The sequence below is a fragment of the Bacillus sp. FJAT-28004 genome, assembly GCF_001280845.1.
In the GTDB taxonomy this organism is placed as follows: domain Bacteria; phylum Bacillota; class Bacilli; order Paenibacillales; family Paenibacillaceae; genus Pristimantibacillus.
In genome coordinates, this window is sequence record NZ_LGHP01000001.1 from 4,444,891 (window position 1) to 4,471,831 (window position 26,941).

Sequence of the window (26,941 nt, forward strand, 5' to 3'; positions counted from 1 at the left end):
TATCCATGAGTGTGGATGTAAAAAAACAATTCGCCGGCGCTGGCGCTGCAAACTCGGACGTTATTCTGGAGGTTAAAGACTTAAAGGTCCATTTCCATCTTAATGAAGGAAAGCTAAAATCAGTAGACGGCGTGAACCTCACGATTCGAAAAGGGAAGACGCTGGGCATCGTCGGAGAGAGCGGGTGCGGCAAAAGCGTTACTTCTCAGGCGCTGCTCCGCATCGTGCCGCTTCCGGGAACAGTGGAGGGCCAGATTCTATTAAAGCGGGGGAGCGCGGGCAATTCGGAGACGGTCGACTTAGTTAAACTCGATGACAGGGGAAAAGAAATCCGAAGTATCCGAGGCGGAGAGATCGCGATGATCTTCCAGGAGCCAATGAAGGCGTTCTCACCTATTCATACGGTTGGTAATCAGATCATTGAGGCCGTTCTTCTCCATCGGACAAAAGATGATTCGGAGGCCAGAAGCATAGCGCTTGAGACGCTTCAAAGCGTCGGCATGTCCAATCCTGAGCAGCGGATGAACGAATTTCCGCATCAACTGTCCGGCGGGATGAGACAACGGGCGATGATCGCCATGGCCCTGGCGTCCCATCCGAATATACTCATTGCAGACGAACCGACTACGGCACTAGACGTGACCGTTCAGGCTCAGGTACTGCAACTAATCAACGAGCTGAAGGAAAATACGGGGACATCCGTCATTTTTATTACCCATGATCTGGGTGTAATCGCAGAGATGTCCGATGATGTCGCAGTAATGTATTTAGGTAAAGTCGTAGAATATACCGATGTGGATACGCTTTTCTATGGCGCACGGCATCCCTATACGAAAGCTTTGTTACACTCTATTCCTTCCGTTTCCAGCAGAAACAAACGTTTGGAATCCATTGAAGGAACCGTACCTTTTCCGATGAACCTTCCGGAAGGCTGCGGATTTTATTCCCGGTGTCCAAGAGCGGAGGAAGGTGTGTGCAATGTGACGGATATCCCTCTATTTATGGTGAGCGAAAACCATTACGTGAGATGTCTGTTTGCAGAAGAACAAAACCTCGGGGGTGTCGGCAATGAGCATTAGCGAAGAGATCCTGAATGTCCAATCCCTGAAGAAATATTTTGTGATCAAAAAGGGATTTCTACAGCGGACGGTAGGTTTTGTAAAAGCGGTTGACGACGTAAATTTCTACATTCGGGAAGGTGAAACATTTGGTCTTGTCGGTGAATCGGGATGCGGTAAAACAACGCTTGGACGTTGTGTACTGCGGGCGATCGAGCCGTCTGAGGGTGTAACACTTTTTAGAGATCGGGACGGGGAAATGAAGGATTTGAATGGTCTCGATTCCAAAGAACTTAGGAGGTTCCGCAGGGATATCCAGCTGATCTTCCAGGATCCGTATTCATCTCTCAATCCCCGAATGACGGTTGAGAATATCGTCGGCGAACCGCTCGTCTGTAACGGTATGGCCAGAGGGGAAGCGCTTAGAGAGCGCGTCAAGGAACTTGTGGAGATGGTTGGCTTAAGCAGCAGGCACCTGGAGCGATACCCACACGCATTCAGCGGAGGACAACGGCAACGGATTGGCATTGCCCGTGCATTGGCGACTAATCCCAGGTTTATCGTATGTGATGAGGCTGTTAGCGCGCTCGATGTTTCGGTTCAGGCACAGATTCTGAATCTACTTCGAGATTTGCAGAAGCGACTAGGCCTCAGTTATTTGTTTATATCCCATGATTTGGGCGTCATACAGCATATATCCGATCGTGTAGGCGTCATGTATGTTGGACGCATGGTCGAAACTGCGAAAACGGACGATATGTTTAAACAGCCCAAGCATCCTTATACCGAAGCACTGCTATCGGCTAAGCCGATTCCGGATCCGCGTAAGAAAGCTGCTCGCATCGTATTGTCCGGCGAAGTCGCTAACCCGTCCAATCCGCCGTCAGGGTGTTACTTCCATCCTCGCTGCCAGTATGCTCAGGATGTATGCAGGAAGGAAAAACCGGAATGGAGAGAGGTCGGACCGGATCATTTTGTCGCCTGTCACCTAGCCGATGAGTTGGCGCTTCAGGGAGTGGTGAAATCATGACTCCAATTGTCGGTGCTATTCTCTTATACTTGATTGCGATGATTGCTTTCATTTTGGGAACCGTATGGATGATTCGGACCTTAGTCAACTACACGGTCGGGAGAAAGCATCGAATTCTTGAGCACATCACAGAAACGAGTAACCTGCCGGAAGAATGGTTGAACGAGGGAAGGAACTCTGCACGTATTAAGAAGAAACTAAATAAATTAATGGAATATGTTCGCAAAACCAGGCTTGTCGACAGTGAGGAAACCCGTGCTTTGCTGCTGTCCAAGCTGGAAATAGTGAAAGTACAGGTGGAGGAATAGTCGAATATGGATTCAATTATCGAGAAAGAACGGCGTAAAGCGCACGCCATGCTCTTATCTTGGCTCTTAACCATATTGCCGTCTCTGATTGGTTTAGCCCTGTGGCTGTCACTACGCACACTGGTCGCCCAACTCTTGATCATAAGCGGGATCAGCACCTGGTCGTGGGATGCCATTCAGACCTTCGCTTTTCTCTCATTCGGCTTGCTATGGCTGACAAGCGTATTTTTCATTCAATTCAAGTTATACAACAGCGGGATTCAAGGACAAATATGGAACAAGTTCATGCTGATAAATGCGGTTCTGATTTTTCTGCTTTTATTTTCTCAAGTAGCACTTTTTCCGATCGGTGGACTGCAGTTTTCGACTTCAGAAGCGCTTACGATTTTAGGGGAAGTGGTGATAGCCGCTATGTTGTTATTTTTCTATAGAAAAACACGAAGCAGGAGGATTTGATTGAGTACAGCGTGATGTAGTCTGGAAGCGTGATTGTACTCAAGGGAGGAACCTATGGATAATGTTCCACAATATCTTTCGATCAAGCGGGAAATAGCCCGGCAAATCCGAACGAAGCAGCTTCTCCCGAATGATCTGCTTCCTGGCCGTTGGGCGCTCACCGAGAAATTCGGCTGCAGCTGGGCTACCTTGAACCGCGCGATCCAAGAGTTGATTTTGGAAGGGAAGTTGTACGCGGAGAAAGGAAAAGGGACGTTTGTAAGCTCTTCACCCGTCGAGGATAACATCCAACTTCGTACCATTTCAGTTCTCCTCTGCAATGTCAAAGGAAGCGTCTACTATTCCGTGCAAGCCATGATGGAAGGAATCCGTTTAGCGGCTGGGACAGAAGGATATTCGGTTCAGTTTATCGATTTAAATGACAGCAGGAGATTTGAACGCCTGGATGAATGGATTGTCATTACACCGGCACTATCCGATTATCCTTTTTTGGCGGAAGCGCTTGAGCGCGGAGACCGTTTTGTTGTGCTAGGATCCGAGTTTGCTTTTCCGGAAGCCAAGTGGGTCAACTCCGACACGCGGGAAGGTACCCATAAGGCGATTAGTCATTTGCTTGAACATGGTCATCGGCAGATCCTATTGTTTGGACTACAGCGAGATCTATCGAATTATTATCTTAAAGTAAGAGGGTACGCGGATGCTTTAGCGGAATACGGGTTGTCGGCGCAACCGGATTGGATGGTTTACCGACCGGAACGCCAGAAGGATATTGTTAACGTATTCGGAAGCTGGATGAAAAAAAATCCCGAATGTACAGCCGTTTTTGCAGCCGACTACATGTCGGCTCTCTCCGTACTGGGATGGGCTTTGGAGAATGGGGTGAATATCCCGGAGGATTTGTCTCTCTTTGTAATGGGAGAGGTGCCTTCCTCAGCTCACCTTCGAGTACCGCTTAGCAGCGTGGTTCAACCTTTTAAGGATATGGGGAAACGAGCCGTCCATATGCTGCTTGAAGATCACGTCTCGTCATTTGTATCGCTCCCGTGCAAGTTAATCTATCGTGACTCGGTTTTGCCCATTGGAAGGTAACATACATAGAGTTGTTAGCAGTGGAAATATAGCTGCTGTTTAATTCTGATAGAAAATGGTGCGGACATTCAGACTAGGGACAGAAATGGGAAAACGCCGCTGAAGTTAGCTCGGGCCAGGGAGAACATAAATCGCCATACAGGCTGCATACCTGTGGCGGTTTATTTGTTTGCATATGTGGAAATCCGAGAAGTTAGTCAGAAACCACGGATTACGTTGTTCCACTTTAAATAATCAAAATTATTCGTGTTAATGTCAGCGTTTACATCGTTTATAGGTTCGGGTAAAGTGATGGAATAAGGGGGATTGCATATGCGTAGAAGTTGGTTGCTGGGACTTATTGTGTGCACAGGTTTGATTCATCTTGCCACGTTATCAGTGGAAAGCACGGTGCTGCATTGGATATTTAAGCTGCTGCCAATGGCACTCATTATTACACTCGTTATTTGCAGTGTACCAGATGGACATGACCAAGCGGTTTATAGGAAGCTGATTCTGACAGGGCTGCTTTTTAGCCTATTGGGAGATGCGTTCCTGCTGCTTCCCGATGATCCGTGGTTTGTATTTGGATTGGGTGCTTTTCTAACGGGGCATTTGTTCTATGTGACAGCAATGGTCGCTCGTTGGTTTAAGCAGCAATCGGGAATGAGCTGGTTCAGTGTACTTGCGGGTTTGATTATCGTCATATACTCTGTGCTGCTAGGCAGTCGCTTTTATGAGCGTATTTCGGGGGATGAGAGTTTAAGCGGGTTATGGATTCCCGTCGTTGTCTACATTACCGTTATTGGTGTGATGTGCTTTACGGCAATTATGAGTCGCAATACGTTTGCGGTTGTTGGTGCGATCCTGTTCGTTGCATCTGATTCGATACTGGCTTGGAATAAGTTTGTCGCAGATGTGCCCTATTCAAGCCTCCTTATTATGTCTACCTACTTCTCAGCTCAATTGTTGATCGCTTCAAGTGTACAGAAGGTAAAGAATATTGGAGCGGCGACCTCGAAGCATAAAAGCATCCCTTTGTGATCAAGTATATTGTTAACACCTGATCGATCTTGGAGCAAGCGTTAAATTCAGTCGTGAACGCTGACTTTCCTTCCGTGGAACTGTGACCACAAGAGGAGTACTTTTTTCAAAGCATCCTTCTTATGGGTCACAGTTTAAAAGAGTGGATGGAGTTGCGATTTCCGTCTTGACAGGCTCAGAGAGCCCTCAAACGAGGTGGTTCGATCACTCTTGGGGGCGAGTGCCAGGCTCCAAGCCTGTAGAAGTCGCTGTCTTGATAAGCCGGACCGATACATCGCTATGTAGCCGAATTTGGCAAGATAACCGGATAGCGGCATCTTCAATTCCTTTGTTACGGAGGACTGTCGCTTCTGCCTCTTCTATCTCGCCCGCATTCCCAGAGAGCACCTCTACGGCACATGTCGTGCACCTGGCATTGCCGCCGCATCTGTGCAGGATGTCGATCCCGTTATCCTCTAGTGCAAGCACCAATTTCGTGCCTTCAACTGCCTGAATGGCGTCTCTTCCTTCTACTTGAACCGTCAGCATTGGCCATTCCTCCTCGGATTGTTATCCTCATATTTTCCTAACCTGCTTATATTAAACCATTACCATCGTGAATAAGTCCAATGCGATAGTCATATCGTTCTTCCTAGCCCATTGAGGTGCCGGGATACACACCAAAATCTATTAATCTCCATATGATAGAAGTGATTCTATTAATATTAAGGAGATGATAGGAATGTCGAGAAAAGGGGGAAGCAAGAGCGGGGGAGACCGAAGCTCAGGTTGCAAATGCTCACAAAACCGAAGCCATGGCGATAAAAGCGGAGGTCACAAGAGCGGAGGCAATAAAAGCTGCGGCCACAAAAGTGGTGGAAGCAAAAGTGGTGGAAGCAACAGCAGTACTTTAAATATTCTTCTGCGAATTGGCGTGGGAACACCTAATATTCGGATTCATTTTGATGGAACATCGCATGTAGGGATTTATATGGGTATTGCAGATGGCAGCGTCATTCTTAATGTAAAAGGAGTCATAACGTTTATTAAAATATCTTCGATAACGGCTGTTGAGGTCGGTATCAAAGTAAATAATAAACGGATCGTCAAACAGACGTGGAAATGCTGAAAAGCATAGCACTTCTATCTTGGACATCCCTCTTCGGATGGTCTGAAGGGTAAAAGGTGTGCCGAGAGGCAAAAAAAAGTATGTATATTTGGAGTACATCGCATTGTGGGTCGCAACACGCTGCGATGTATTTTTATGTCTAGAAGTCAACACTCGTTCTATGAAGATACTTACAGCACGGGTGAATCATCGTATTATAGCCAAAATAATAAGAACCGTGGCCCGTAAGATCATTCATCTAACGGGTCACGGTTCTTTATTGTTATGCCGGCTTAGCCGGTTGCAATGGCTACCCAGTGGCCCTTTTTCACTTCCACGAATTCGGAGTGTTCGAGACCATAGGGATCGGCTTTGGAAGCTTCCTCATGCGTCACTAGTTTCTTCTGCGATTCAACCTTGGGATCGGGTACAGGGATAGCCGCCAGTAGCGACTTCGTATAGGCATGGATCGGGTTCGCGTAAAGCTCCTCGCTTTCGGCCAGCTCCACGATCTTCCCTTTGTACATCACCGCGACGCGGTCGCTAATATGCTTCACCATCGATAGATCATGGGCAATGAACAGGTACGTCAGACCAAGCCTTTGCTGGAGTTCCTCCAGCAGCTTCACGATCTGGGCTTGAATTGAAACGTCGAGAGCGGACAAAGGCTCGTCGCATACGATAAATTCCGGCTCCACGGCCAGCGTCCGAGCAATTCCGATCCGCTGCCGTTGGCCGCCGGAAAACTCATGCGGGTACCGCATGGCATGAGAGGGATCTAGCCCAACCATCTCAAGCAGCTCCTCGACACGTCTCTGACGATCCCGCTTGGTGGTCGTTATTTCGTGTACGTCAAGCGCCTCGCCGATAATATCAATGATGCGAAGTCTTGGGTTCAGGGATGCGTATGGATCCTGAAAGATCATTCCCATATGCCGCCGCATCGTCTTCATCTCCGAGCGGTTTAATTGCTGGAGAGGTATTCCTTTGAAAAGCACCTCACCGCCCGTCGCTTCGTTTAAGCGGAGAATCGTGCGGCCGGTCGTCGACTTTCCGCTGCCCGATTCACCCACCACGCCGAGCGTTTCACCTGCCTGTATATCGAAGCTGATATCATTAACCGCCTTAACAATCTGTCCTTTGCCCATATCAAAATACTGTTTCAAAGAGCGAACCTGCAGCAAAGGCACGCCTTCTTCCCGCTGAACAATCGCAGGCACTGACTTCGTTTTTTTCTTCTCGTCTAAACGAGGTAATGCGTGGAGAAGCTTAACAGTGTAAGGATGCTGCGGATTTGCAAAAATTTGCTCCGTTGTCCCTGTCTCGACGATTTCCCCATCCTTCATCACGACGACGCGGTCACACATGCCGGCCACGACGCCGAGGTCATGCGTAATTAAAATAATGGAGGTTCCCAGCTGCTTCTGTATATCCTTCATCTGGTTAAGGATCTGTGCCTGTATGGTTACGTCAAGCGACGTTGTCGGCTCATCCGCGATTAGCAGCGAAGGACGGCACGCCAGCGCAATGGCGATCATGACCCGCTGACGCATCCCGCCAGAGAATTCATGAGGATACTGATGATAGCGGGCTTCGCTGTTCGGAATGCCTACGAGCTTCAGCATCTCTATCGCTTCAGTACGGGCTTGCTTCTTGTCCAACTTTTGATGCTTGATCAAGCTTTCTTCAATTTGATTGCCGATCCGCATCGTCGGATTGAGGGAGGACATGGGATCTTGAAAGATCATCCCAATATCCCTTCCGCGTATGGCTTCCATTTCTTTGTCGGTTTTAAAGGCTAAATTTTGACCCTGAAAAAGTACCTCGCCATTCTTCACCATAGAAGGAGGAGAAGGCAGAAGCCGCATAATCGTACGTGCTGTAACGCTCTTTCCGCTGCCGGACTCGCCTACGATTCCCAGCGTCTCGCCTTTACGGACTTCGAAGCTGACATGACGGACTGCTTCTATTTCTTTGTTACGGGTGAAAAAAGAAACCGATAAATCGTTAACTTGTAATAATGTATCCATATATGCACCTGCAATTCTGTGGTTTTCCAATTAAGAATAGGGTAATTTAAAGAGAGAAGCATATTTATACCTGATACTCCTTATATCATGTATAATGAAAAAAAGTAAGTAACAAAGTTATAAGTTATTGACATATTCCAGTCCATAAAATAAAATCTACTATATTGATCGGAATAATGCAATTTAAAATTCCTAGAATGAAAGGAAGCGGACTAGCTTGAAAGGGCACGCAACTGCAACGGGTAATGGCTTTGTTGATCATATTGCCGCCATCTACCGCAAAATGTTACTACATCCGGCCTACAGTCTGCTTTTATTGCTGTTAGGAGCTCCTGTATCTGCCATCGTGTATGGCGTTCATCAATATCGCAAATCCAAGTACGGATACAAAGCTATCGCTGAGGAGACGAGGAATAAGCTGCTTGCAACCGGGCACCGGGACAAGCTGTTGCTTGAGGCGAAAGAGCAGCTTATTCGTAAGCACCGTTTCTTCGGACAAACCGTCAGCGCACAGCAGACCGAACTGGAAGCGAATCGGATGGCTGAGATCAAGTTTAATGAATCGTTCAATCATGAGCTGGAGAAACAGCTTGCTGGCGAGAACGGGCTGAAGTTTTCGTTTGGCGATACGTATCATGCGTTAGCTTTGAATCCAGCTTTTTTCATCTTATCACTAATTATCGGTTTTCCAATGTATGTATTGTTGGCAATCTACTCGATGCCATACTTGAAATATGTTGCGGAACGAATAGTGATGTCAGTATTCGTCATCCTAGGTGTCGCATTTCTCGTTTTTACAATCCTATATATATCGCCGATGAATCCAGCGGCTAACTTATTAGGAGAAACAGCGACCGCCGAGCAAATCGCAGCCTTCAATCATCTGTACGGTTTGGATCAACCTTACCTTGTCCAGCTATGGGATACGATTAGAGGCATATTTACTTTCGATCTCGGCAAGTCCTTCGCAGGCAACGAGAATGTTACTACAGCTATCGCGAATAAGTTTCCGGTGACGCTAACGTTAACGGTTATCTCGACGCTAATCGCTGTATTGATCGCTCTGCCAATCGGCATTATTTCGGCTACGAGACCTAATTCCTTTTTTGATTATACCTTTATGTTCATTGCTTTGCTTGGATTGTCGATTCCGAATTTCTGGCAGGCGCTTATTTTTATTCTGAATTTCTCAATTAAGCTTCCATGGCTGCCCGCAACGTATAACCCCGCGAACTGGCTGTCCGCGATTATGCCGATCGTCGTTCTAGGAACGGGATTAACGGCTGCCGTAGCTCGCATGACCCGTTCGTCGACGCTTGAAGTTATCCATGAGGATTACATTACAACCGCAAGGGCCAAAGGGCTTGCCCGTAAAACTGTCATATGGAAGCATGCTGTAGGCAATGCGCTAATCCCTATTATTACGGTCATCGGCTTGCAGTTCGGCGGTATGCTCGGCGGAGCGGCAGTAACGGAGAAAGTATTCAATATTAGCGGTATCGGCAGTTATATTGTAGATAAGCAGTTCATTCCTGATATTCCTAGCGTAATGGGAGGGGTCGTCTACACAGCCATTACCATTTCCATCGTGAATGTTATCGTCGATTTGATGTATGCGTTTTTTGATCCTAGAATCCGTTCGAAAATGAAACAATACTAAAGCAGGTGCTACTCTTGACGAATCCTACAATCACCAAGCAAGAAGTCAGGTTCAGGCTGAAATCCAGCCAAGAATACGGTCAGGCGAGCTTTGCTGGCATCGTATCCCTTGCTCTGGGGCTTGTTCTTCTGCTAAACAGTTATGTTCCCGGCGACGGGTCATTTAAGCCTGCAGTACTCATTGCAAGCATCGCATACTTTGTCTTCGCGCTGCTCGAGCTGGCGGTATGGGCGCTCATTCGAAGCGATCTTATCCGTTTTGGCGCGATTAGACGTTCCACAAGGATGCTTGGTTATGTACTGCTGTTAAGCCTTCTAACCGCGAACGTGTTCGTTGCAACCACGGCGTTCCAGCTCATCAAGCAGAAAAAAAGCGCGGCGTACACGCTAGCTGTTTATTCGCTGCTTACGACGCTGCTCGTATTCGCGGTGTCAGCCCTCAATCTGTTTAAGCCTTATGTGGCTAACGGGTTCGTAATCGGCATGTTTCTGCTGATCGTTGCCGCGCTCCTGCAGCTCGCAGCATTGCTCCTGGTTGCCAAGTTTGCAGATAAAGCAGTTATGCCGCGCTGGATGGGACTCGTTGCCGGCATTCTTATTTTAACATCGGTATCCGGCAACTTGTTCGCTTTATTTCTTGGGTTATTGCTGATTGCCAAGCTGCGGGACAAGGGCTATTCATCCGGCTCCAAGGTGGGAGAAGTCGTGGACCGGCTGTCGAGGAGCTCGACTTCCATGCTGGGACTGCTCTTCATCCTGTTCCTGCTCACATTGTCCATAACCAGTTACTTGACCTTTGATTACGGGCTTGCGATCGAGAACAACTATAGCTTAATTCTACAATTTCCTGAGCTGGCTTACCCGCTAGGGACGGATAACTTCGGAAGAGACCTGTTCTCGCGTATCGTCTTCGGCGCGCGCATCTCATTGGCCGTCGGCCTGTTGTCAACGCTCATACCCGTCCTGATCGGGGGCGTGCTGGGTGCAGTATCTGGCTATTATGGGCGGCATACGGACAATATTATTATGAGGATATTAGATATCCTCTATGCGATACCGGGCATTCTGCTTGCCATTGCCATTATCGCGGCATTTGGCGCAAGTACGGTCAATTTAATTTTGGCATTGAGCGTAGGCGCGATCCCGACTTATGCCCGGACAATGAGAGCCAATGTCATGCTCGTATCCACGTTGGAATATGTACAGGCTGCAAGAGCTTTCGGCTCCAGCGACCGGACTATTTTGTTCAAGCATATCGTACCCAACTCCATCGCGCCGATGATTGTAAAATCTACGCTGACGATTGGCACCGCGGTCATCTCGACCAGCAGCTTGAGTTATTTGGGGCTCGGCGTAGAGCCTCATATTCCGGAGTGGGGCAATATTTTAAAGCTCGGAAGTGCCTATCTCGAGACGCATGCCTATACGGCTGTCTATCCGGGACTTGCCATTATCGCGCTTGTGCTCTCGTTCAACTTCCTTGGCGACGGTTTGCGCGACGCGCTGGATCCGAAGCTGGATTAATATTTCATTCCTTTTTTAACCTCATTCATATTCCATCGGCTTCTACGTTACGAGACATGAATGGCCGATAACTGAATGTGAGTTAACATACAAGATAACGATAACCCAGGAGGAAACAACTATGAAGAACAAAGGCAAATTCGCCGCATTGTTGCTAATCAGTCTTTCGATTATGCTCAGCGGATGCAAATTAACGACTAAAAACGACGTGGCGGAATCACCGTCACCAACACAAGGAACAGAAGCAGTCGTCGACAGTAACCCGGTAGACATAGAACTGCTTGGCATGAGCTCTAACGAGGCTGACATTAACATCGTCCGCGACCAGCTTACTAAAAACGGATTTAAAGTTAAATTGAACGTACAGGCTGATTACGGCAGCTTCAAATCACAGCAGGATGCCGGCAATTATGATATCGCTATGTCCAGCTGGACTACCGTTACGGGCAATCCCGACTACGCGGTACGTTCGCTCTTCAAAACAGGCGGAGACTACAGCATCCTTGCTGATGCGGAGATCGATAAATTAATTGATGCCGCTGGTGCTCAAACGCCAGAAGAGTATACAGAAACCTATAAGCAATTCGAGCAGCAGCTCGTTTTCGATAAAGCTTATATCGCGCCTCTATACAACTCGCTGAAAGCACAGGCTTTGAACCAGGACGTTCTGAACAAGGACTCCGTACGCATCTCGAAGTCCCGTTCCCTTCCTTGGGAAGACGTTGACTTTAAAGACACAGCGAAGCGCGCAAAGGATGCGCTAGTGCTTCAGTCGACTATGCCGACACTGACGTCGCTTGACCCGATCAAAGGCAACGATGGCTCCATTAATATTATCAATACCAATATGTATGTACGTCTAGTGAATCTGACAGATGATGATAAAATCACTTCGGAAGGTTCCCTATCTTTGAATCATGCCATTGCCGAAGGCAATTCTGATTATTACTTTATCCTAAGAGACGATATCAACTTTGCTCAAATCAAAAACAAGCTCGCAGTAGATACAGGCGAACGTGTTGGTGCTGACGATGTAATCTTCTCGCTAAACCGTGCGAAAGACAAAAACTCTGTACCTGACCACCGTACGTTTACTCTTCATGAGCATATCAATAACGTGGAGCTGGTAACGGATGCCGCAGCACTAGAAGCTGTTAAGGTTTCCGGCGGCAGCGACAATGTGAAATCCGCTCTTGAAAAAGGTCTTGGATCAAAAATATCCGCACTCGTATCGGATAAGAAGCAAGCAAACAACAAAGAGGGCAAATACCAAGTCGTTAAGCTTACGACGACTGAGCCTTTCCCTCAAGTGCTGAACTATTTGGCTCACCAATCGGCAGGTATCGTGTCCAAGAAACAAGTAGAGAGCATCAATACCTACGACGTAGCTAAATTCGATGTGAACAAAGATATTCCTTACGGCGACCAAAATACGGTAACAGAAGGCAGCGCGTATAACAACACATTGTTTACAAGCGGTCCTTACATCTTGTCCTCCAAAAACGATTACGAGGCGATTTTCTACAAAAACCCTGCATACATGAAGGGCACAGACAATGAGCCAAATATCGCTAATATTAAAATCCGCTTTATCAAAGACGCTGACAGCAGCTTGTCCGCGCTTCGCAGCGGTGAGATTCATATCTACTACGGCGTATCCGAGACGAAATTCGACGTCGTGAAGGGCGACAGCAAGCTGGCGCTTCAAACGGTACAGAGCAACGCTGTTTCTTACTTGCTGTTCAATACAAAAAACCGCCCAGTCGCGGAAAGCGCAGACCTGCGGAAAGCTGTTCTTTACTCCATTAACCAGGATGAGATCTTGGCTTTCTACAATGGCAACAAGTTCAAAGCCATCTCCACGCTTAGCCCGCTTGTCAATACAGGCATGGAGCTGAAAGCCGATCCGGCGAAAGCGAAAGAATTCCTAAACGCCTACAAAGCAAGCAAGTAACTTTTAATATTGGCAAGAGGCTGCCTCCGGTTATCCATGATGACCGGGGCAGTCTCTTTCACATAGGACTGCTCACACGCGAGCACGAAGGAGAGATTACGAATGGCTGACACATTCAAGTCCGAAACGAAACTATCACAATGGGATGCCCTGATGTTGGAATCGCTGAAGGCATACGGCTGGCCCGATGCTGAACTCATTAGCAGAGTGCAGGCAGGCAATTTGCCTACGGATGAAAGCAAGTTCCATTTCGAATACACCGCTTTAACCGCCTTGGCGAATGAGGAGCAAGATACCTTCGCACAAGCCGTAACGAACGGCTACCAAATCAAGTACAACACGATTCGCGGCATTCACAGCTGGATACTCGTCGCGCTGAAGCAAGAAGCGGAGCTTATCCTGGAGCCTGAGAACGAAGCGGTCATTGCCCACTTGTCAGAAGTTGACGCGCAGCGTCTAGCTTCCGTCCTTTCATTTGGATGGGTTTTATCCCCTAATGAGGGGGAGCAAGATTCAGAAGGAAGAGACTCGTATAGGGTCGAACCTATTAAAGCATAAGAGTTAGATGGTGGATCTTAAAGTATTCAACGGCGTTACTGTAAATCGTTAATTGTTGGCGGCAAAATCGCAAAAAAACTCGTCCAATGCTCAAAATGCACTGGACGAGTTTTTTGTGTTTTCATTTTAATGGTTGAAACATCGCATGGCGAGCTGTGTACGGTAAAACTCAATTATGGTCTATTTGATACATACTCTGATTCAGCGACATTTTTTACTTTCTCCAGAAATTTAACAACAACCTTCTCAGTGGAAAATAGCATGAACAGCTTCACAAACCACTTCAATGCTTTATTGGTTGCTGTATATCTAAGCATTGTTTTCTGATCATTTACTCGATGCAATTCATATAAAGCTGTGATCTCAAAGATGTTTGCCAATGTGAATCCAATCTTCAATTTCTTATCATTTGGATGATTTGAATATTCTAAAGTATGGACATCATATTCCTCGATGCGTTTACCTTCTTTATACTTTTGACGGTATATACTGCCGACAACTTCTTTAGTAATGTTGACTGGTTTATTCTCAACCACTTGAGGCATAATCTTTTGCATCTGTTCTAACGAACCATCTAAATATGACCATACATGTTCGATTGGAGTGTTTATCTCAATTTCTCTTGACCATTGTTTCAAAATAATTACCCCCTATTTAAAGTCCTGTTAATCTATTCTACATGATTGATCAAAAATTGTGTAATTGAAGGTATAAGCAACATATTTTGAACAATCTTATAGTCCTAGCATAAATCAGTTACACAGCTTGCTGAAGAAACATTCCTACGATTATCTTTTATTGTAAAATACAGGAAACTTTTCAATGCTAAACGGAGTCTATAGGTATAAGAGCTATGTGATTGATGTAGAAGCAGCATTATTGCTATGTATCGAAGATCAGCACCGAGAAACATTGGCGTATTCTAAGCATTCATCTGCAGAGAGCAAGCTAATGAAAGGTGGAACTCATCATGATAAAAAGCCAATCCAAGCGCAAGGCATTCCGTTTAGGTAGGTTTATATCGATGGTTACTGTTATTGTCATTCTCATTGGAGCTGGCGTATTGTTATTACCTCGAATAGAATGGAGCCCATCCTCGGAGCAGGATACAGCGGTTATCGGGGTTCCGAGTGCAGTTCCACAGGAGACGGATACGCCTGATCCCACAGAGACTTCAGAGGAAAATAGGCAACGGACACTTGCAACAACAGAGGATGAGCAATTCCGACTTTATGTAATGCCTGAATCAGAGGGAACTGGCGGATATTCGCAAGTGGTTATCGAAAGTGATACTGGTGAGGTTCGTCATTTTGATTGGCGTTTAACAGATGACACTCCAGCATTTGCTCCGACACTTCAGCTATCCGATCTCAATAACGATGACGTTAATGAGCTGATCGTTATTTTAAGCAATTCGAATCCAAGCGGTGTACTGACACAAGAGCTGCATGTATTAAAAGCCAGCGATTTGACTGAAATGCCAGTACCATCTGCGGGGAAGTATCTGGAACAAAACGTAGATTCACAGGTCATACAGTTAAACGGATACGTTTGGATAAGACTAAACGTCAATGGACAAATCTACGAGAAGGCCGTTGATTCTAAAATGATGGAAGCCTGGGGCGATAAAATCGATTTTAACTATTCCATTAAGTACACCGTACAGACTCCGCGGGATCGCACATATGCAACGGTCGATGCGGTTATTGGAGCAGGCGCGGAAAAAATCAAATTCGGGTCAATGGATGTAAACTATACATTAACCGAGCAAGGTATAGTGATAGACCCTACAAGTTTTCACATAGAAGATGAGCTTGCCGGAGAGATTCCTCTTCATGCTATTCAAGCAGGCGAGGAGTATATCGCTTTGCGTGATAAGGAAAATGAGGTTGATCTGCTAGCCTCGTTAGGAAAGCCGATTAAACAATCCATTAAACAGCTTGGTCCAGATGCGGGCACCTTTAACGGCATGTATACGAAGTCTCTAACCTACGAGGGGCTTGAATTAATGTTGTATTCTGCGAAAGGGGATATTTATTATCTGGTCAACATGCGAGTAACAGACAAACGATACGCTACATCCTTAGGCATTCAAGTAGGAGATTCAGCCCAGAGGGTTAATGAGGTTTATCCATTTATCGAGATCGCAAAAGATGGGAGAACTCCACCGAGAAACTTTGCCTATGCGCTATCTAATGATTTTTACATTAATCTTTATATCGACATCAAGAATGACATGGTAAAAGAGCTTTACTTTGAGTACTTGATAGACTAAGTAAATTTGCACTACAGAGCAGTCGTCTTTCCCGTCAAAGGGGGCTGGCTGCTCTTTCTTGTCGATTTTCTCCGCCGCTGGCACGTAATATTTCGTTGATCCAATACCATTCGAGACTTTTCATTCCCATTTTCGTACACAAATAGGAGATATAATTTTGGAATGAATGGAGGAGCTGTCATTGCGACTGGTCATTGAGAATATCATCAAGCGATTTGAGGATAAACAGGTGCTTCAAGGCGCCGGATTTACTTTTGAAAAAGGGAAGATATATGGTCTGCTCGGCCGCAACGGTGCAGGCAAGACGACGTTGTTCGATTGCTTGAGCGGAGAGAAGGACATGGATGGCGGACAAGTGCTGCTGGAGGTGAATGGGAGTACGAGGAAGCTAAGCGAGCAGGATGTGGGATACGTTTACTCGCTGCCGATTCTGCCCGAGTTTCTGACAGGCTATGAGTTCGTGAAGTTTTTTATGGATATTAACCGAGGCAAGCTGCAGATGGAAAAGAGCATTGATTATTATTTTGACATGATGAGCATGACAATGGAAGATCGCCACCTGCTGATTAAAGGCTACTCGCACGGAATGAAGAACAAGCTGCAAATGCTGCTATTTCTCATAACGAAACCACCAATTATTCTGCTTGATGAGCCGCTTACCTCCTTCGATGTCATAGTTGCTCTGGAGATGAAAAATATGTTGAGGGAGATGAAGCGTGATCACATTCTGATTTTCTCCACGCATATTTTGCAATTGGCCTCTGATCTGTGTGATGAGCTGGTTGTATTGAACAAAGGGAAATTGTCTGCTGTCCCATCAGAGCTGCTTCACAGCGCGGAATTCGAGCAATCCGTCATTAACCTGCTGAAGGATGAAGCCCATGCTGAGAACGCTTAATACGCTGCTCGCCATTCGAACATCCATTATGGCAAACATGCTCATTTATTACATTCAGAAGCTGCCGCTGATCGGCAAGCTAGTGAGGAACAGCTTCTACGCCAATTTGGGTTTCAAAAAGGCCGTTTCCATAATAGCGCTGGTTATCACCCAGCTTTGGGGGTTAATGCTCCGATTCGCGTATCTGGGGATACTTATATACTTACCTGTGACCGAATTAGTAGTAGGGTTGTCTGAGGAGGATCGACTGCAGCAGTTTGTACATATTTTTGCAATCATCAGCTTTGTGGTGGCAGCGGTCAGCAGCGCGACCGTACTTGAACCAAAGCGGGAGAAATACATAGCCGTGAAGCTGATGAGATTGTCTGGAACGAGATATATGCAGGCTTCGCTAGCCTATCGTTACGTCACCTTTTTGTTGTATTTGCTGCCTGCCATGCTTTTGTTCGGATCGCTCGCGGGAGCTTCCATCATAGAAGCGGTTATGCTAACGATTATGGTCACGCTGTGGCGAATTCTCGCGGAGTACGCACATCTTAAGCTTTTTGAGAAGACGGGCATTGTACTAATAAAACATACTGCCCTCGTTTGGATCGTTATTCTAATCGGATATGCCGCTGCGTATTTGCCGCTACTGCTCGGCAAAGTAGTGCCTACTGGAACGTTTCTTTTGAGTCTGCCTGTTTGTATCGTCATTGTGGCGGGAGGCCTGTTCGCAGCCTTTCAGCTGGCCCGTTATTCCGGTTACAGTGGAGTGGTTGATGCAGCAACCAAAAGAGATGATCCTCTGCTGGATTTGGGTCGTATGGTGACGGATGCGCAGAAGAAGAGCGTCAAGTCGAAGGATAGCGACTATACAGTGGATCTGAACCAACAGGGCAAGCTTGAGACAAAGCAAGGTTATGCTTATCTGAACGCATTATTTTTCTTCAGACATCGCAGCCTGATCAGCAGCCCGGTTAACAAGCGATTGGTTATCGTCGGCGCTTTCGGTGTGATAGGCGTGATCACCATGCTCCTATTTCGTGATCAGCTGCAGAACATGAAATGGAATGTGGGAATGGTTTTTCCTTTCCTAGTTCTGATTATGTACTACATGTCCGTAGGAGAGAACATATGCAAGGCAATGTTCTATAACTGCGATCTTAGCTTGATGCGGTACAGCTTCTATCGCGGCTCAGCCTTTGGCCATTTTCTGATTCGGCTTAAAAAAGTGATGAGCTTGAACCTGAGCATTGCTGCAGCTTTTGGAGTGTCACTGACAGCGATCACCGCAGCAGCGGGTGGGGAGTGGCTGAACAGAGAACTGCTCATGCTTTGGATCTGTGTTATTTCGCTGTCCGTTTTTTTCACCGTGCATCATTTGTTTATGTATTATATTTTTCAACCGTATTCTACAGAGCTGAATGTGAAAAACCCGCTTTATTATGTCGTGAATATGGGTATATCGGCAGCGAGCGGAGCTTGTATATTTTTGCGAGTGCCAGCTGTATCATTCACTATAATTATCGTTACGTTGACGCTTATTTACTTAGCTGCTGCGCCTGTGCTTGTGCGTAGATACGGGCCGAGAACATTTCGAGTGAAATAAATGCGTAGTGATGCTGGTGCCTAATCTCAACGGCCATGGATTGCCCCAAAACAAACGTATTCGCTATCATTTTATTTTGTTGAGAGTCTTCTAGGTAAATGAGGCAATAAAAGAAAGGCTGATAACGCTCATGCTATGGAGCGGCTATCAGCCTTATTTGCATGTACAACTTTCACCCACTAGACAGGAGCACGATCAGACATTAATAGCCCCACATATGCTAGGGATAAGAGGGGGGGCTGTGTATTATGGGTTATAAGAGTACTACGGTTAAGAGCAAATGGATAAAAACGAAGTGGCTGCTTACCAACGTAAATGTACAGAAGTATATTCCAAAGACCTTACTCTTTAGTAGAAGCAATCTTAAAATCATACTTTCTCAATTCTCAACTGTTTATTTCAAGCCTACCAATGGCACGGGCGGCTTTAATATTATTCGCATAAAAAAACTAGGGAACGGTTATCAATACCAACACAACTCAGTTAAAAAAAATTGCTCAACGTTCGACGCCCTCTATCAGCAATTGATGAAATATGCGAAGAAGCAATCCTATTTACTGCAGAAGGGTATCAAACTTGCCGCTGTGAATGGCAGTCCGTTTGACATTCGGGTTATGGTTCAAAAATCGAACAATGGCGTATGGAATAGCAGCGCGCTCTTCACGAAAATAGGCAAGCAGGGGAAAGTCGCAACAAACTATCACCAAGGCGGTCAGATTGGATATTTCCAGAATACACTTGCTAAAGCAGGGTTCAGCAAGGTTAGGATAAAACGTAAGGAAGCAGAACTGAAGAAGCTAGGCAAATCCGTAGGAAGCATATTTGACAAACACAGCAGCGGGTTTCGAGAGCTGGGTCTCGACGTTGCCTTGGACGATAAAGGAAATACTTGGATTCTTGAGGTGAACACGAGGCCGCAGTTCTATCCGCTGAAGCACCTAAATGACAAAAAAATGTATCGCCGGATTATATCCTATGCCAAGCAATATGGAAGAAAAAAATAGAGCTGAGCATTATTAACGGCTTACTTAGCGGGAAAGTTAGCATCAGACTGAACGGAAATAACCCAACTCATACAAAAAAACCGACGCATCTCACGAAAGAGAGCGTCGGTTTTCAATTGTCCGATCATTTAGGAATTTTTAGTACCGTGCCGGCTTTTACATTATCAATATCTACGATTTGATTGAAATCGGCAATGAACATCGCATATTTGTTAGAGCCGTAATAGGTTTTGGAAATGCTGTAGAGCGTCTCACCATTCTTAACGGTATGTTCTGTTGTCTCGAACCCAGGTGATGTGCCCCATGAGTTATCATCTTCATCTTGCTTGTAGTTTTTAAGAGAAGGGATGATGAGATGACTGCCTGCTTTCAATCCCGCGTTCTTGTCAATCTTATTTTCCTGTGCAATATAACTTACATATTCCTTTGATTTATAAAACATTTTGGATATGCTGGACAGGGTATCGCCAGCCTGAACCAAATAGGTTGCTGGCAGGGTGATCTTGGAATAATCCTTTGTACCTTGCTGGTTGCTGCCTGTTGATCCGGTGCTTGAGGATAACGCAGGAATCGTTAGCTTATCTCCAGCTTTCATATCATTAATTAACAAAATATGATTATGCTCTGCCAGCAGTGCATAATGGTCCTTCGAGTGATAAAATTTCTCGGATATTGAGCTCAAGGTATCGCCTTTTTGAACGATATAGGTCGTAGGGAGCTTTATGCTCTCACTGGAGGAGCCTGTTGTCTTGTTATCGCTTTCCTTTTGCTCTTGTACAGGCTTTTCCACCTTATCGGGCTTTTCTACCAGTGTGGGCTTAGACGTCTCTGGTGTTTTAATAGTCTCTTTGTCCGGTGGAGAGTCAGACTCAGTAGGTTTGGCACCACTCGTGGTATCCTTCTTATCCTCCGTCGGTTCTTGTTTATCTTCCACGTCTACACTTCCCGCGGGGATGGGGTCGTCTACTATCGTTTCAATCCCGCCATTTCCGTCGTTGCTTGAATTAGAGTTAGCGGTTTCATTATTGAGCGCCTGCTCATTTGATTGCTCAAGTTTCTCAGCAAAAGCGGATTGGAGATTGAAATCGCGCAGACTCAAATATTTGCCGTACAGCACTCCGCAGATTGCAATGAGCATGATGACGATTGCCAGGTAGAAGATGAGAGTGGTTTTCTTCAAAGATACAAAGCTGCCTTTTTGACGGTTATTGCTGCGAGTAATTTTCTGATTCAAAGCGTATGTTCCCCTTTATTCTCAACTTGATTCTATTTTATCCGACATGTTCCAACATGTGGAATGGGACTAAACAGCCATTTCAACAGTATGCAAAATGCTCCGGATGCAACTCGCATATACAACCATTTTGTGCATAGCTCCAAAAAAAGTAGAGTTTAATAGAGCTAAGCGCAAAAAAACGTGTTTAAATGGTAATCCTCATACAACAATGGCTATTTTACTCTATGTTTCTATACAAGAACTAAACATACGGAAATAAGCTATTTTTATTTTGTTGACGCGTCTAATTAATAATGATAATCTTTATCAATAGCAGGATGCTAGGAAGCTTTTAGCCCAGCAATACTGGAATAAAGGTCAGCCTTGCTGCGTCCAAAATGTAATATTAATCATTTACTGGGGGATATCATCTTGAAAAAAAATGTATTAGTTTGCTTGAGTATGCTTCTACTTGTTTTAGCACTTGCAGCATGCGGTACTGCAGAAACAAAACCACAATCAACATCAAATAACGATAAGAACGCCGCTGTTCCGCAAAACGAGAAGGCATCTAATGAAAATACGACTGAAACGCGGGCATACAAACATTTCTTTGGAGAAACGAATATTCCACTCAAACCGGAAAAAGTCGTTACTTTGCAATATGCCAGCCATATGCTTAAGGTAGGTCTGAAACCAATCGGTGCATCAAGCCATTTGCTTGAGACATCGGACACGGACTTCGATGGCATCGAAGATGTTGGGAGCGCAGATCAAATAAATTATGAGAAAATAGTGTCATTAGAGCCCGATTTGATTATTGCTGGTGACATTGAGAAGGATGTCTACGACAAGCTAACTAAAATAGCTCCCACCGTTGTTGTTCCTTGGATGGACTACGATGTGTTCGGACATGTTGAGGTTATAGGTGATATACTGAATCGTCAGCAGGAAGCAGCGGCTTGGAAAGTAGAATTCGACGAGAAAATTAAAACAGCAAAAGATGAAATTATCGGCAAAATTGGTGAAGGTAAAACATTTGCTATTTATAGAGTGGATCCGAAAGAATTCTACGTCTACGGCGTGCGCAACATGGGCTTCACGCTCTATAAAGCGCTTGGACTAACTCCGCCTGCTCTCGTGCAGCAGGAAATCGAGAAGGATTCGAATTTATGGGCAGTTCCCATTTCTTTGGAGGTTCTCCCAGATTACGACGCCGATTATGTATTCCTTACTTTACTTGAGGGAGAGGACACGACTAAACGTTTAGATGAAATCAAGGAAAGCTCTTTATGGAAAAATCTCACGGCCGTCAAGGATAAACATATTTACGATATTAGTATGGATACTTGGTTAGGCTACACGCCTCATGACATTGAAGTTCAATTGCAGGAAGCTGTCCAACTATTGACACAGGAAAAGTAACAAAAGATAGCTTGAAATAATGGCCTATTGATTATAATTTAATAACTGTAATATAAAATGGACGCAGCATCTGATTTTTTCAGAAGAGTTGCGTTCTTTATTTATTTCGCAATGCTATAGTAAGCATGTAAATACGAGGTACAGGTGGTGAGCGGTATGTACGACAGTCCGCAAAAGAGCAATTATGAACTGCTGGGGAGCATGTGGTTCAAGCTTAGAGCAGTCGAAAAAAACAATAGTCATTCTAGCAATTGGTCGCTCCGGATGCAATTCATCGAGTCGCATATGCTGCTCATTGCAGCATCAGGCAAGGGGTGGATTACTGTAGACGGTCGGTATTTCGAGCTGCGGGCGGGCAGTGCCTATGTATGCACGCCTGGCCAGCTAGTCGAGGCGTCCATGCAGGACTCGGGAGAGCGCGGGTTATACGTTGTGCGCTTCGATGTGTTTGAGCAGCCTGGATTGCCCGCTGAGCAAGAGCGGAACGTTCCACTTGGCCGAAATATGAGGTTTCCGATCGCAGGAGAAGTCGTTGTATCCTCGATGATAGTCATAAGCGCACTTTGTGAAGCGATGGCAAAGTCTATGCGGAGCGAGGACCACATGCAGCGGCTGCGCGGACAAATCGAATGTTATGAACTGCTGTACAGCCTGTTGCGAGATGGCCAGCGCGTACTGGACAACAATGCTGAAGCGGAATTGGAACTCGCGAAATCGTATATCGAACAACATTATCGAGAGGATCTTACGATTGAGCAGTTAGCTAAGGAAGCAGGAATCAGCTCTCGGCATTTTATTAGGTTGTTTAAGCAAAGATATGGCTGCAGCGCTATCGAATATTTGTCTAGATATCGAATTGGGCAAGCTCAGGAGCTGATGAGACCTCACCATGATTATCAGCTCAAGGATATCGCCAGCTATGTTGGCTATCAGGATGAGGTTTATTTTCGTCGCAAATTCAAGCAAGTAACAGGTACACCGCCGGCGGCGTTCATGAGAAATGCGAGGCAAAAGATCGTGGCGTTTCACGCAAGCACGATCGGAAATCTTCTCGCGCTCAACATTACTCCTTATGCGGCTCCCGCTGATCATCCTTGGGTCGAATATTACCGGAGGAAATACGAGACGAATGCGGTGCTGCCCCTTGCGAAAGATGATGATGCGAAAATAGAGCAAATCGAAAGCGATAACCCGGACTTTATCATCGGGCTAGAAGGTTTCTCCAGCTCAGAAACGCAGAAGAAGCTTGATAGGATAACCTCGACTTATTTCGTGCCGTGGTTGGAGAACGATTGGCGCATGCATTTAGAATTGATCGCGAAAAAGCTAGGTAAATCCGCAGAAGCAGAAGTATGGCTAGGGCGGTATGAACGAAAAGTGGCAGCCGTTCGGGAGCAAACCAAAAGCTTATTGTATAATGAGCGCCTGCTCATTGTGAGAATATCCAGAAAGAACATTAGCGTGTTAGCAAATCGGAGCCTTGGCGAGGTATTTTACGACGATCTTCATATCTTGCCTGCAACGGAGGTGGATAGGGGGCTTAATGATCAACAATTGACGCGAGAGGAGCTTGTGCATACGGATGCGGACAGGCTGCTGCTCATCGTGGACGAAGACGCTCAGTCACAAGCAACCTGGCAAGACCTTAGGCAAGCAGAATCATGGGGGAGCATGAAGCCGGTTAGAAACAAGCGGATTGATCATCTTCCACCATATCCTTGGACGGAATATACAGCGTTCACGCAAGATCTGGTTTTGGACGAAGTGTTAAAGTTTTGGCGGAATCGTGCATAAAATGTTGGCGAGATCGTCGATAGGCGGACAAACGACTTTCCTTTATACTGCTAGTAGTGATAGTGATTCTCATTTTCAAATGAGGAATAATGAACATCGAACGCTCAGGGGGAGTATAGAAGAAATGAGATATTCAAAAATAGGACCGTTGATAATCGTTGCCGTGCTGATGATGTTGGTGATGGCTGCTTGTTCAGCGAACAATGGGTCTACGAAAGAGACAGACGGTTCGGCAAATAAAGCAACCGACGCGGCATCGGATAGTGTTCGTGTCGTAGCCAGCGAGAAGGGTGAGATTACCATTCCTTCGAACCCGCGCAGGGTCATTGGACTTTCCGTCGTATATCCGGAATTTCTACAAGCCTTGGGGGTTACTCCGATCGCGGTGCAAAATTATCATGCAGATTTTCCTTCGTACTTGCAAGAGCCTTTCAAAGATGTGCAGAAAATGGGCATTGCGGAAACGCCTGATTTTGAGATGATATTAGCAGCTGAGCCTGATCTTATTATCGCACCTGCATGGTGGTCGGATAAAGACTACGATCAGCTAACCAAAATTGCGCCGACAGTGTTGCTGCCGCAGCGTGATGACTGGCGTGATGAACTGAAGGATATTGGAAAAGTACTTAACAAGGAGGATGTCGCGGATAAGGTCATACAAGACTTAGTTGATCAGGAAGCGGCAGCTAAGGCAAAACTTGATACTCTCGTTGGTGACGAAACCGTCATGTACATGATGATTATGCCAAAGTCAGTTGTCCTTTACGGCGAAAACATCGATCGCGGAAGCTTTATTCACAAGACGCTGGGGCTTAAGCCGATTGCGAACTTCCCTCAGACAGAGCAGTCTCTCTCTATATCGCTGGAGAAATTGCCTGAATACAATCCTGACCATCTCATTGTACAGTTGGACGACGAGAATAATGAAGTCATCCAACAATCATATAAAGACATGTTGAATAGCGCGCTATGGAAAAACATGAAGGCGGTTAAGAACAACCAGGTGTATGTGATGGGCGGTAAGGAATGGTTCAGTCTGGGCATGTCTCCGCTTGCGAACAACTATGCAATAGACGTTGTTCTTAAAGCATTCGAAAGTAAAGGGAATTAAAGGTTAGGCATTCTGTGTCTATAGCCGTAAGAATGATCTCGATAAAAGCATTCAAAAAGAAGCGCCGGAAAAACCTCGTAAAGAGGAAACCGGCGCTTTATTAGGTTCGCGAGATCGGAATCCAACAAATGAAGATGCTTCCCACCCCAGGTTCGCTCTGAACTGTAATATGTCCGCCCATAATGGAGCAGAATCGGCTACTTATGGCAAGCCCAAGCCCTGTACCGCCATATTTACGAGTCGTGGAAGCATCGGCTTGTGTGAACGGTTGAAATAATTTGTCCAGATGCTCAGGGCTCATGCCGATGCCTGAATCTTTAATGAGGAAACTATAACCTGGTTTTCCTTCTTTAACTTCAACATAAACGTTAAATTGAATAGCTCCGCTATGCGTGAATTTACTTGCATTGCTTAGCAAATTCAATAGAATTTGGCGCAGCTTTGTAACATCAGCCTCCATCTCACCTCGCATATGGTGCGTTTGCAGCTGGTTCCCATTGCTTTCAATAAGGGGCTTTATCGTTGTAATGACATCTTGAACCAAATCATATACCTCGAACGTCTCGTAATGTATCTCCATCTTGCCTTCCTCAATTTTTGAAATGTCCAAAATATCGTTGATAAGGGAGAGTAGATGTTTTCCGCTTTTCCCGATTTTGCCTAAATCTTCTACAAACGTCTGCTCACCAAGCTCTTCTGCCTCCTCCATCAACATTTCGCTATAGCCGATGATGGCGTTCAGCGGTGTCCGAAGCTCATGGCTCATATTGGCAAGGAACTGGCTCTTGATCCGATTTGCCTTGATCGCTTCATCATGCGCCTTCTCCAGCTGAGATGTCCGTTCTTTGACCATTTGCTCCAAGTGCTCGTTGAGCTGCCGCAATTCCTGATTTATTTTATGAATCTCAGAGTCTTTGAAGGAGAACTTATTGGAAATGTAGATTCCGATAAGAGACAGTCCTAATGTAAATAGAGTTCCTCCTGAAATGATATAAGCCAGCCAATGTTGATTCAGGATCATGCCAGATCCCGCTTTGCGTAAATGGATATTCCCTATTTCGAAATGTGCGGCCATCATGCCGATGTAATGCATGCCAACTACCGCTGCTCCCATTAATAATCCGCTGCCAAGCTTCTTCCATAGTTGCACGCGCGTATTTTCACCGCTTTTGCGGAAATAAAACGAAAGCCACAATGCTGCAATTGAGGCTAGAACAGCAATAATGATAGATAACGAAACATATATAGGATCGTACTCGATATCAATCATCATAGCGGCCATACCGATATAATGCATCGCAACAATTCCGCTTGCCAGCAATATTCCCCCGCTCAGCAATTGACGCAGCGATAGCTGATTTCTACCCACGATATGAAGGGCAAAAAAAGAGGCCACTATGGCAACAACAACCGAAAGAATAACAGTTGGCATATGATAAGCGATGGGAACTGGCAATGAAAAGGCGAGCATCCCAACAAAATGCATCGACCAAATGCCCATTCCCATTGCACAAGCGCCAAAGAGGACCCATATGAAGCGCCTTCGCTCATGCGATGTACTAATTCTTCCGACCAAATCAAGCATCGTATAAGAAGCAACGACGGCAACGATATAAGAAAAGATGACCAATACGATATCGTATGTTCCATGAGTATGATTCATTTGTTTCCCACTCCTACCTAGTTCATTATGGCAATGGTTACATTTCGACAAAATGTGAGAATTTCCCTTCTTCATCACTCGTTTCAAAAAAAACGACTCGCAAGAAGTCTCTCGATTAATGTCGAATGATGAACTATAATGATAGCAAGTATGGAAAGATTATCTAATAACAGATGAACAAATGAGGA

At 45.7% G+C, this 26,941-nt stretch carries 23 protein-coding genes; 18 read left to right on the plus strand and 5 right to left on the minus strand.

Going from position 1 to position 26,941, the window contains the following annotated elements; all coding sequences use genetic code 11:
- The first annotated feature begins 5 nt into the window (after positions 1-5).
- From AC787_RS19355 to AC787_RS19380, 6 genes are all read left to right on the plus strand, one after another.
- On the plus strand, positions 6-1,079 hold the full coding sequence (locus AC787_RS19355; RefSeq protein WP_054026283.1) for an ABC transporter ATP-binding protein: 1,074 nt from the start codon (positions 6-8) through the stop codon (positions 1,077-1,079).
- The gene (locus tag AC787_RS19360; protein WP_152970716.1) at positions 1,075-2,088 is read left to right on the plus strand and encodes an ABC transporter ATP-binding protein; all 1,014 of its coding nucleotides are present in this window, start codon (positions 1,075-1,077) and stop codon (positions 2,086-2,088) included. The genes AC787_RS19355 and AC787_RS19360 overlap by 5 nt, the downstream gene beginning before the upstream one ends.
- The gene (locus AC787_RS19365) at positions 2,085-2,396 is read left to right on the plus strand and encodes a hypothetical protein (RefSeq protein ID WP_054026285.1); all 312 of its coding nucleotides are present in this window, start codon (positions 2,085-2,087) and stop codon (positions 2,394-2,396) included. Before AC787_RS19360 ends, AC787_RS19365 begins: the two co-directional genes overlap by 4 nt.
- Before the next feature lie 6 nt (positions 2,397-2,402).
- Positions 2,403-2,852 carry a hypothetical protein gene (locus tag AC787_RS19370; protein WP_054026286.1) on the plus strand — a complete coding sequence of 150 codons (450 nt, stop codon included), beginning with the start codon at positions 2,403-2,405 and terminating at the stop codon, positions 2,850-2,852.
- Between the two features lie 54 nt (positions 2,853-2,906).
- The gene (locus AC787_RS19375; RefSeq protein ID WP_054026287.1) at positions 2,907-3,941 is read left to right on the plus strand and encodes a substrate-binding domain-containing protein; all 1,035 of its coding nucleotides are present in this window, start codon (positions 2,907-2,909) and stop codon (positions 3,939-3,941) included.
- Positions 3,942-4,253: 312 nt separating this feature from the next.
- A complete protein-coding gene (locus tag AC787_RS19380) occupies positions 4,254-4,964 on the plus strand; it encodes a lysoplasmalogenase (protein ID WP_054026288.1) in 711 nt (236 codons plus the stop codon).
- Between the two features lie 204 nt (positions 4,965-5,168).
- Here AC787_RS19380 and AC787_RS19385 read toward each other — a convergent pair whose 3' ends face one another.
- Positions 5,169-5,492, minus strand: coding sequence for a 2Fe-2S iron-sulfur cluster-binding protein (locus AC787_RS19385; RefSeq protein WP_054026289.1), 324 nt, complete (start codon positions 5,490-5,492; stop codon positions 5,169-5,171).
- A 193-nt stretch (positions 5,493-5,685) separates the two neighbouring features.
- On the opposite strand from AC787_RS19385, the gene AC787_RS19390 reads away from it, so the two are divergent.
- Positions 5,686-6,072 carry a hypothetical protein gene (locus AC787_RS19390; protein ID WP_054026290.1) on the plus strand — a complete coding sequence of 129 codons (387 nt, stop codon included), beginning with the start codon at positions 5,686-5,688 and terminating at the stop codon, positions 6,070-6,072.
- Between the two features lie 272 nt (positions 6,073-6,344).
- Here AC787_RS19390 and AC787_RS35225 read toward each other — a convergent pair whose 3' ends face one another.
- Positions 6,345-8,081 (minus strand): ABC transporter ATP-binding protein, encoded by a 1,737-nt coding sequence (locus AC787_RS35225; protein ID WP_054026291.1) that lies wholly within the window; start codon positions 8,079-8,081, stop codon positions 6,345-6,347.
- Between the two features lie 217 nt (positions 8,082-8,298).
- Between AC787_RS35225 and AC787_RS19400 the strand changes: the two genes are divergently transcribed.
- The 4 genes from AC787_RS19400 (at position 8,299) to AC787_RS19415 (ending at position 13,776) form a co-directional block, all read left to right on the plus strand.
- Positions 8,299-9,741: an ABC transporter permease gene (locus AC787_RS19400; protein ID WP_054026292.1), complete on the plus strand. Its 1,443-nt coding sequence runs from the start codon at positions 8,299-8,301 to the stop codon at positions 9,739-9,741.
- 14 nt (positions 9,742-9,755) lie between these two features.
- Positions 9,756-11,264 (plus strand): ABC transporter permease, encoded by a 1,509-nt coding sequence (locus AC787_RS19405; protein WP_054026293.1) that lies wholly within the window; start codon positions 9,756-9,758, stop codon positions 11,262-11,264.
- A gap of 121 nt (positions 11,265-11,385) precedes the next feature.
- A complete protein-coding gene (locus AC787_RS19410) occupies positions 11,386-13,218 on the plus strand; it encodes an ABC transporter substrate-binding protein (protein ID WP_054026294.1) in 1,833 nt (610 codons plus the stop codon).
- A 102-nt stretch (positions 13,219-13,320) separates the two neighbouring features.
- Positions 13,321-13,776: a hypothetical protein gene (locus AC787_RS19415; protein WP_054026295.1), complete on the plus strand. Its 456-nt coding sequence runs from the start codon at positions 13,321-13,323 to the stop codon at positions 13,774-13,776.
- A 173-nt stretch (positions 13,777-13,949) separates the two neighbouring features.
- Here AC787_RS19415 and AC787_RS19420 read toward each other — a convergent pair whose 3' ends face one another.
- Entirely contained in the window at positions 13,950-14,414 is a 465-nt protein-coding gene (locus tag AC787_RS19420) for an SRPBCC family protein (RefSeq protein ID WP_054026296.1), read from the minus strand.
- A gap of 332 nt (positions 14,415-14,746) precedes the next feature.
- Here AC787_RS19420 and AC787_RS19430 point away from each other — a divergent pair, with 332 nt between their 5' ends.
- From AC787_RS19430 to AC787_RS19445, 4 genes are all read left to right on the plus strand, one after another.
- Positions 14,747-16,051: a hypothetical protein gene (locus tag AC787_RS19430; RefSeq protein WP_152970656.1), complete on the plus strand. Its 1,305-nt coding sequence runs from the start codon at positions 14,747-14,749 to the stop codon at positions 16,049-16,051.
- 181 nt (positions 16,052-16,232) lie between these two features.
- Positions 16,233-16,949: an ATP-binding cassette domain-containing protein gene (locus AC787_RS19435; RefSeq protein ID WP_054027148.1), complete on the plus strand. Its 717-nt coding sequence runs from the start codon at positions 16,233-16,235 to the stop codon at positions 16,947-16,949.
- Positions 16,933-18,540, plus strand: a complete 1,608-nt coding sequence (locus AC787_RS19440; RefSeq protein WP_054026299.1) for a hypothetical protein — start codon at positions 16,933-16,935, stop codon at positions 18,538-18,540. The genes AC787_RS19435 and AC787_RS19440 overlap by 17 nt, the downstream gene beginning before the upstream one ends.
- Before the next feature lie 248 nt (positions 18,541-18,788).
- Positions 18,789-19,544, plus strand: a complete 756-nt coding sequence (locus tag AC787_RS19445; RefSeq protein WP_054026300.1) for a YheC/YheD family protein — start codon at positions 18,789-18,791, stop codon at positions 19,542-19,544.
- Between the two features lie 124 nt (positions 19,545-19,668).
- On the opposite strand, the gene AC787_RS19450 is transcribed toward AC787_RS19445, so the two are convergent.
- The gene (locus AC787_RS19450; RefSeq protein ID WP_054026301.1) at positions 19,669-20,778 is read right to left on the minus strand and encodes a LysM peptidoglycan-binding domain-containing protein; all 1,110 of its coding nucleotides are present in this window, start codon (positions 20,776-20,778) and stop codon (positions 19,669-19,671) included.
- A 414-nt stretch (positions 20,779-21,192) separates the two neighbouring features.
- Here AC787_RS19450 and AC787_RS19455 point away from each other — a divergent pair, with 414 nt between their 5' ends.
- The 3 genes from AC787_RS19455 to AC787_RS19465 all read left to right on the plus strand — a co-directional run bounded on the left by AC787_RS19455 (position 21,193) and on the right by AC787_RS19465 (position 25,090).
- Positions 21,193-22,185 (plus strand): ABC transporter substrate-binding protein, encoded by a 993-nt coding sequence (locus tag AC787_RS19455; RefSeq protein ID WP_054026302.1) that lies wholly within the window; start codon positions 21,193-21,195, stop codon positions 22,183-22,185.
- Between the two features lie 156 nt (positions 22,186-22,341).
- Complete coding sequence (locus AC787_RS19460) at positions 22,342-23,979, plus strand: helix-turn-helix domain-containing protein (RefSeq protein WP_054026303.1); 1,638 nt, start codon at positions 22,342-22,344, stop codon at positions 23,977-23,979.
- A 124-nt stretch (positions 23,980-24,103) separates the two neighbouring features.
- Positions 24,104-25,090 (plus strand): ABC transporter substrate-binding protein, encoded by a 987-nt coding sequence (locus AC787_RS19465; RefSeq protein ID WP_054026304.1) that lies wholly within the window; start codon positions 24,104-24,106, stop codon positions 25,088-25,090.
- Positions 25,091-25,190: 100 nt separating this feature from the next.
- On the opposite strand, the gene AC787_RS19470 is transcribed toward AC787_RS19465, so the two are convergent.
- Positions 25,191-26,753 carry an MHYT domain-containing protein gene (locus tag AC787_RS19470; RefSeq protein WP_054026305.1) on the minus strand — a complete coding sequence of 521 codons (1,563 nt, stop codon included), beginning with the start codon at positions 26,751-26,753 and terminating at the stop codon, positions 25,191-25,193.
- Between the last annotated feature and the right edge of the window lie 188 nt (positions 26,754-26,941).

Coding starts and splice junctions, on each gene's coding strand:
- AC787_RS19465 (WP_054026304.1), top strand. CDS start 24,104: ATGAGATATTCAAAAATAGGACCGTTGATAATCGTTGCCGTGCTGATG.
- AC787_RS19375 (WP_054026287.1), top strand. CDS start 2,907: ATGGATAATGTTCCACAATATCTTTCGATCAAGCGGGAAATAGCCCGG.
- AC787_RS19415 (WP_054026295.1), top strand. CDS start 13,321: ATGGCTGACACATTCAAGTCCGAAACGAAACTATCACAATGGGATGCC.
- AC787_RS19390 (WP_054026290.1), top strand. CDS start 5,686: ATGTCGAGAAAAGGGGGAAGCAAGAGCGGGGGAGACCGAAGCTCAGGT.
- AC787_RS19365 (WP_054026285.1), top strand. CDS start 2,085: ATGACTCCAATTGTCGGTGCTATTCTCTTATACTTGATTGCGATGATT.
- AC787_RS19430 (WP_152970656.1), top strand. CDS start 14,747: ATGATAAAAAGCCAATCCAAGCGCAAGGCATTCCGTTTAGGTAGGTTT.
- AC787_RS19370 (WP_054026286.1), top strand. CDS start 2,403: ATGGATTCAATTATCGAGAAAGAACGGCGTAAAGCGCACGCCATGCTC.
- AC787_RS19385 (WP_054026289.1), bottom strand. CDS start 5,492: ATGCTGACGGTTCAAGTAGAAGGAAGAGACGCCATTCAGGCAGTTGAA.
- AC787_RS35225 (WP_054026291.1), bottom strand. CDS start 8,081: ATGGATACATTATTACAAGTTAACGATTTATCGGTTTCTTTTTTCACC.
- AC787_RS19410 (WP_054026294.1), top strand. CDS start 11,386: ATGAAGAACAAAGGCAAATTCGCCGCATTGTTGCTAATCAGTCTTTCG.
- AC787_RS19440 (WP_054026299.1), top strand. CDS start 16,933: ATGCTGAGAACGCTTAATACGCTGCTCGCCATTCGAACATCCATTATG.
- AC787_RS19355 (WP_054026283.1), top strand. CDS start 6: ATGAGTGTGGATGTAAAAAAACAATTCGCCGGCGCTGGCGCTGCAAAC.
- AC787_RS19470 (WP_054026305.1), bottom strand. CDS start 26,753: ATGAATCATACTCATGGAACATACGATATCGTATTGGTCATCTTTTCT.
- AC787_RS19445 (WP_054026300.1), top strand. CDS start 18,789: ATGGGTTATAAGAGTACTACGGTTAAGAGCAAATGGATAAAAACGAAG.
- AC787_RS19380 (WP_054026288.1), top strand. CDS start 4,254: ATGCGTAGAAGTTGGTTGCTGGGACTTATTGTGTGCACAGGTTTGATT.
- AC787_RS19460 (WP_054026303.1), top strand. CDS start 22,342: ATGTACGACAGTCCGCAAAAGAGCAATTATGAACTGCTGGGGAGCATG.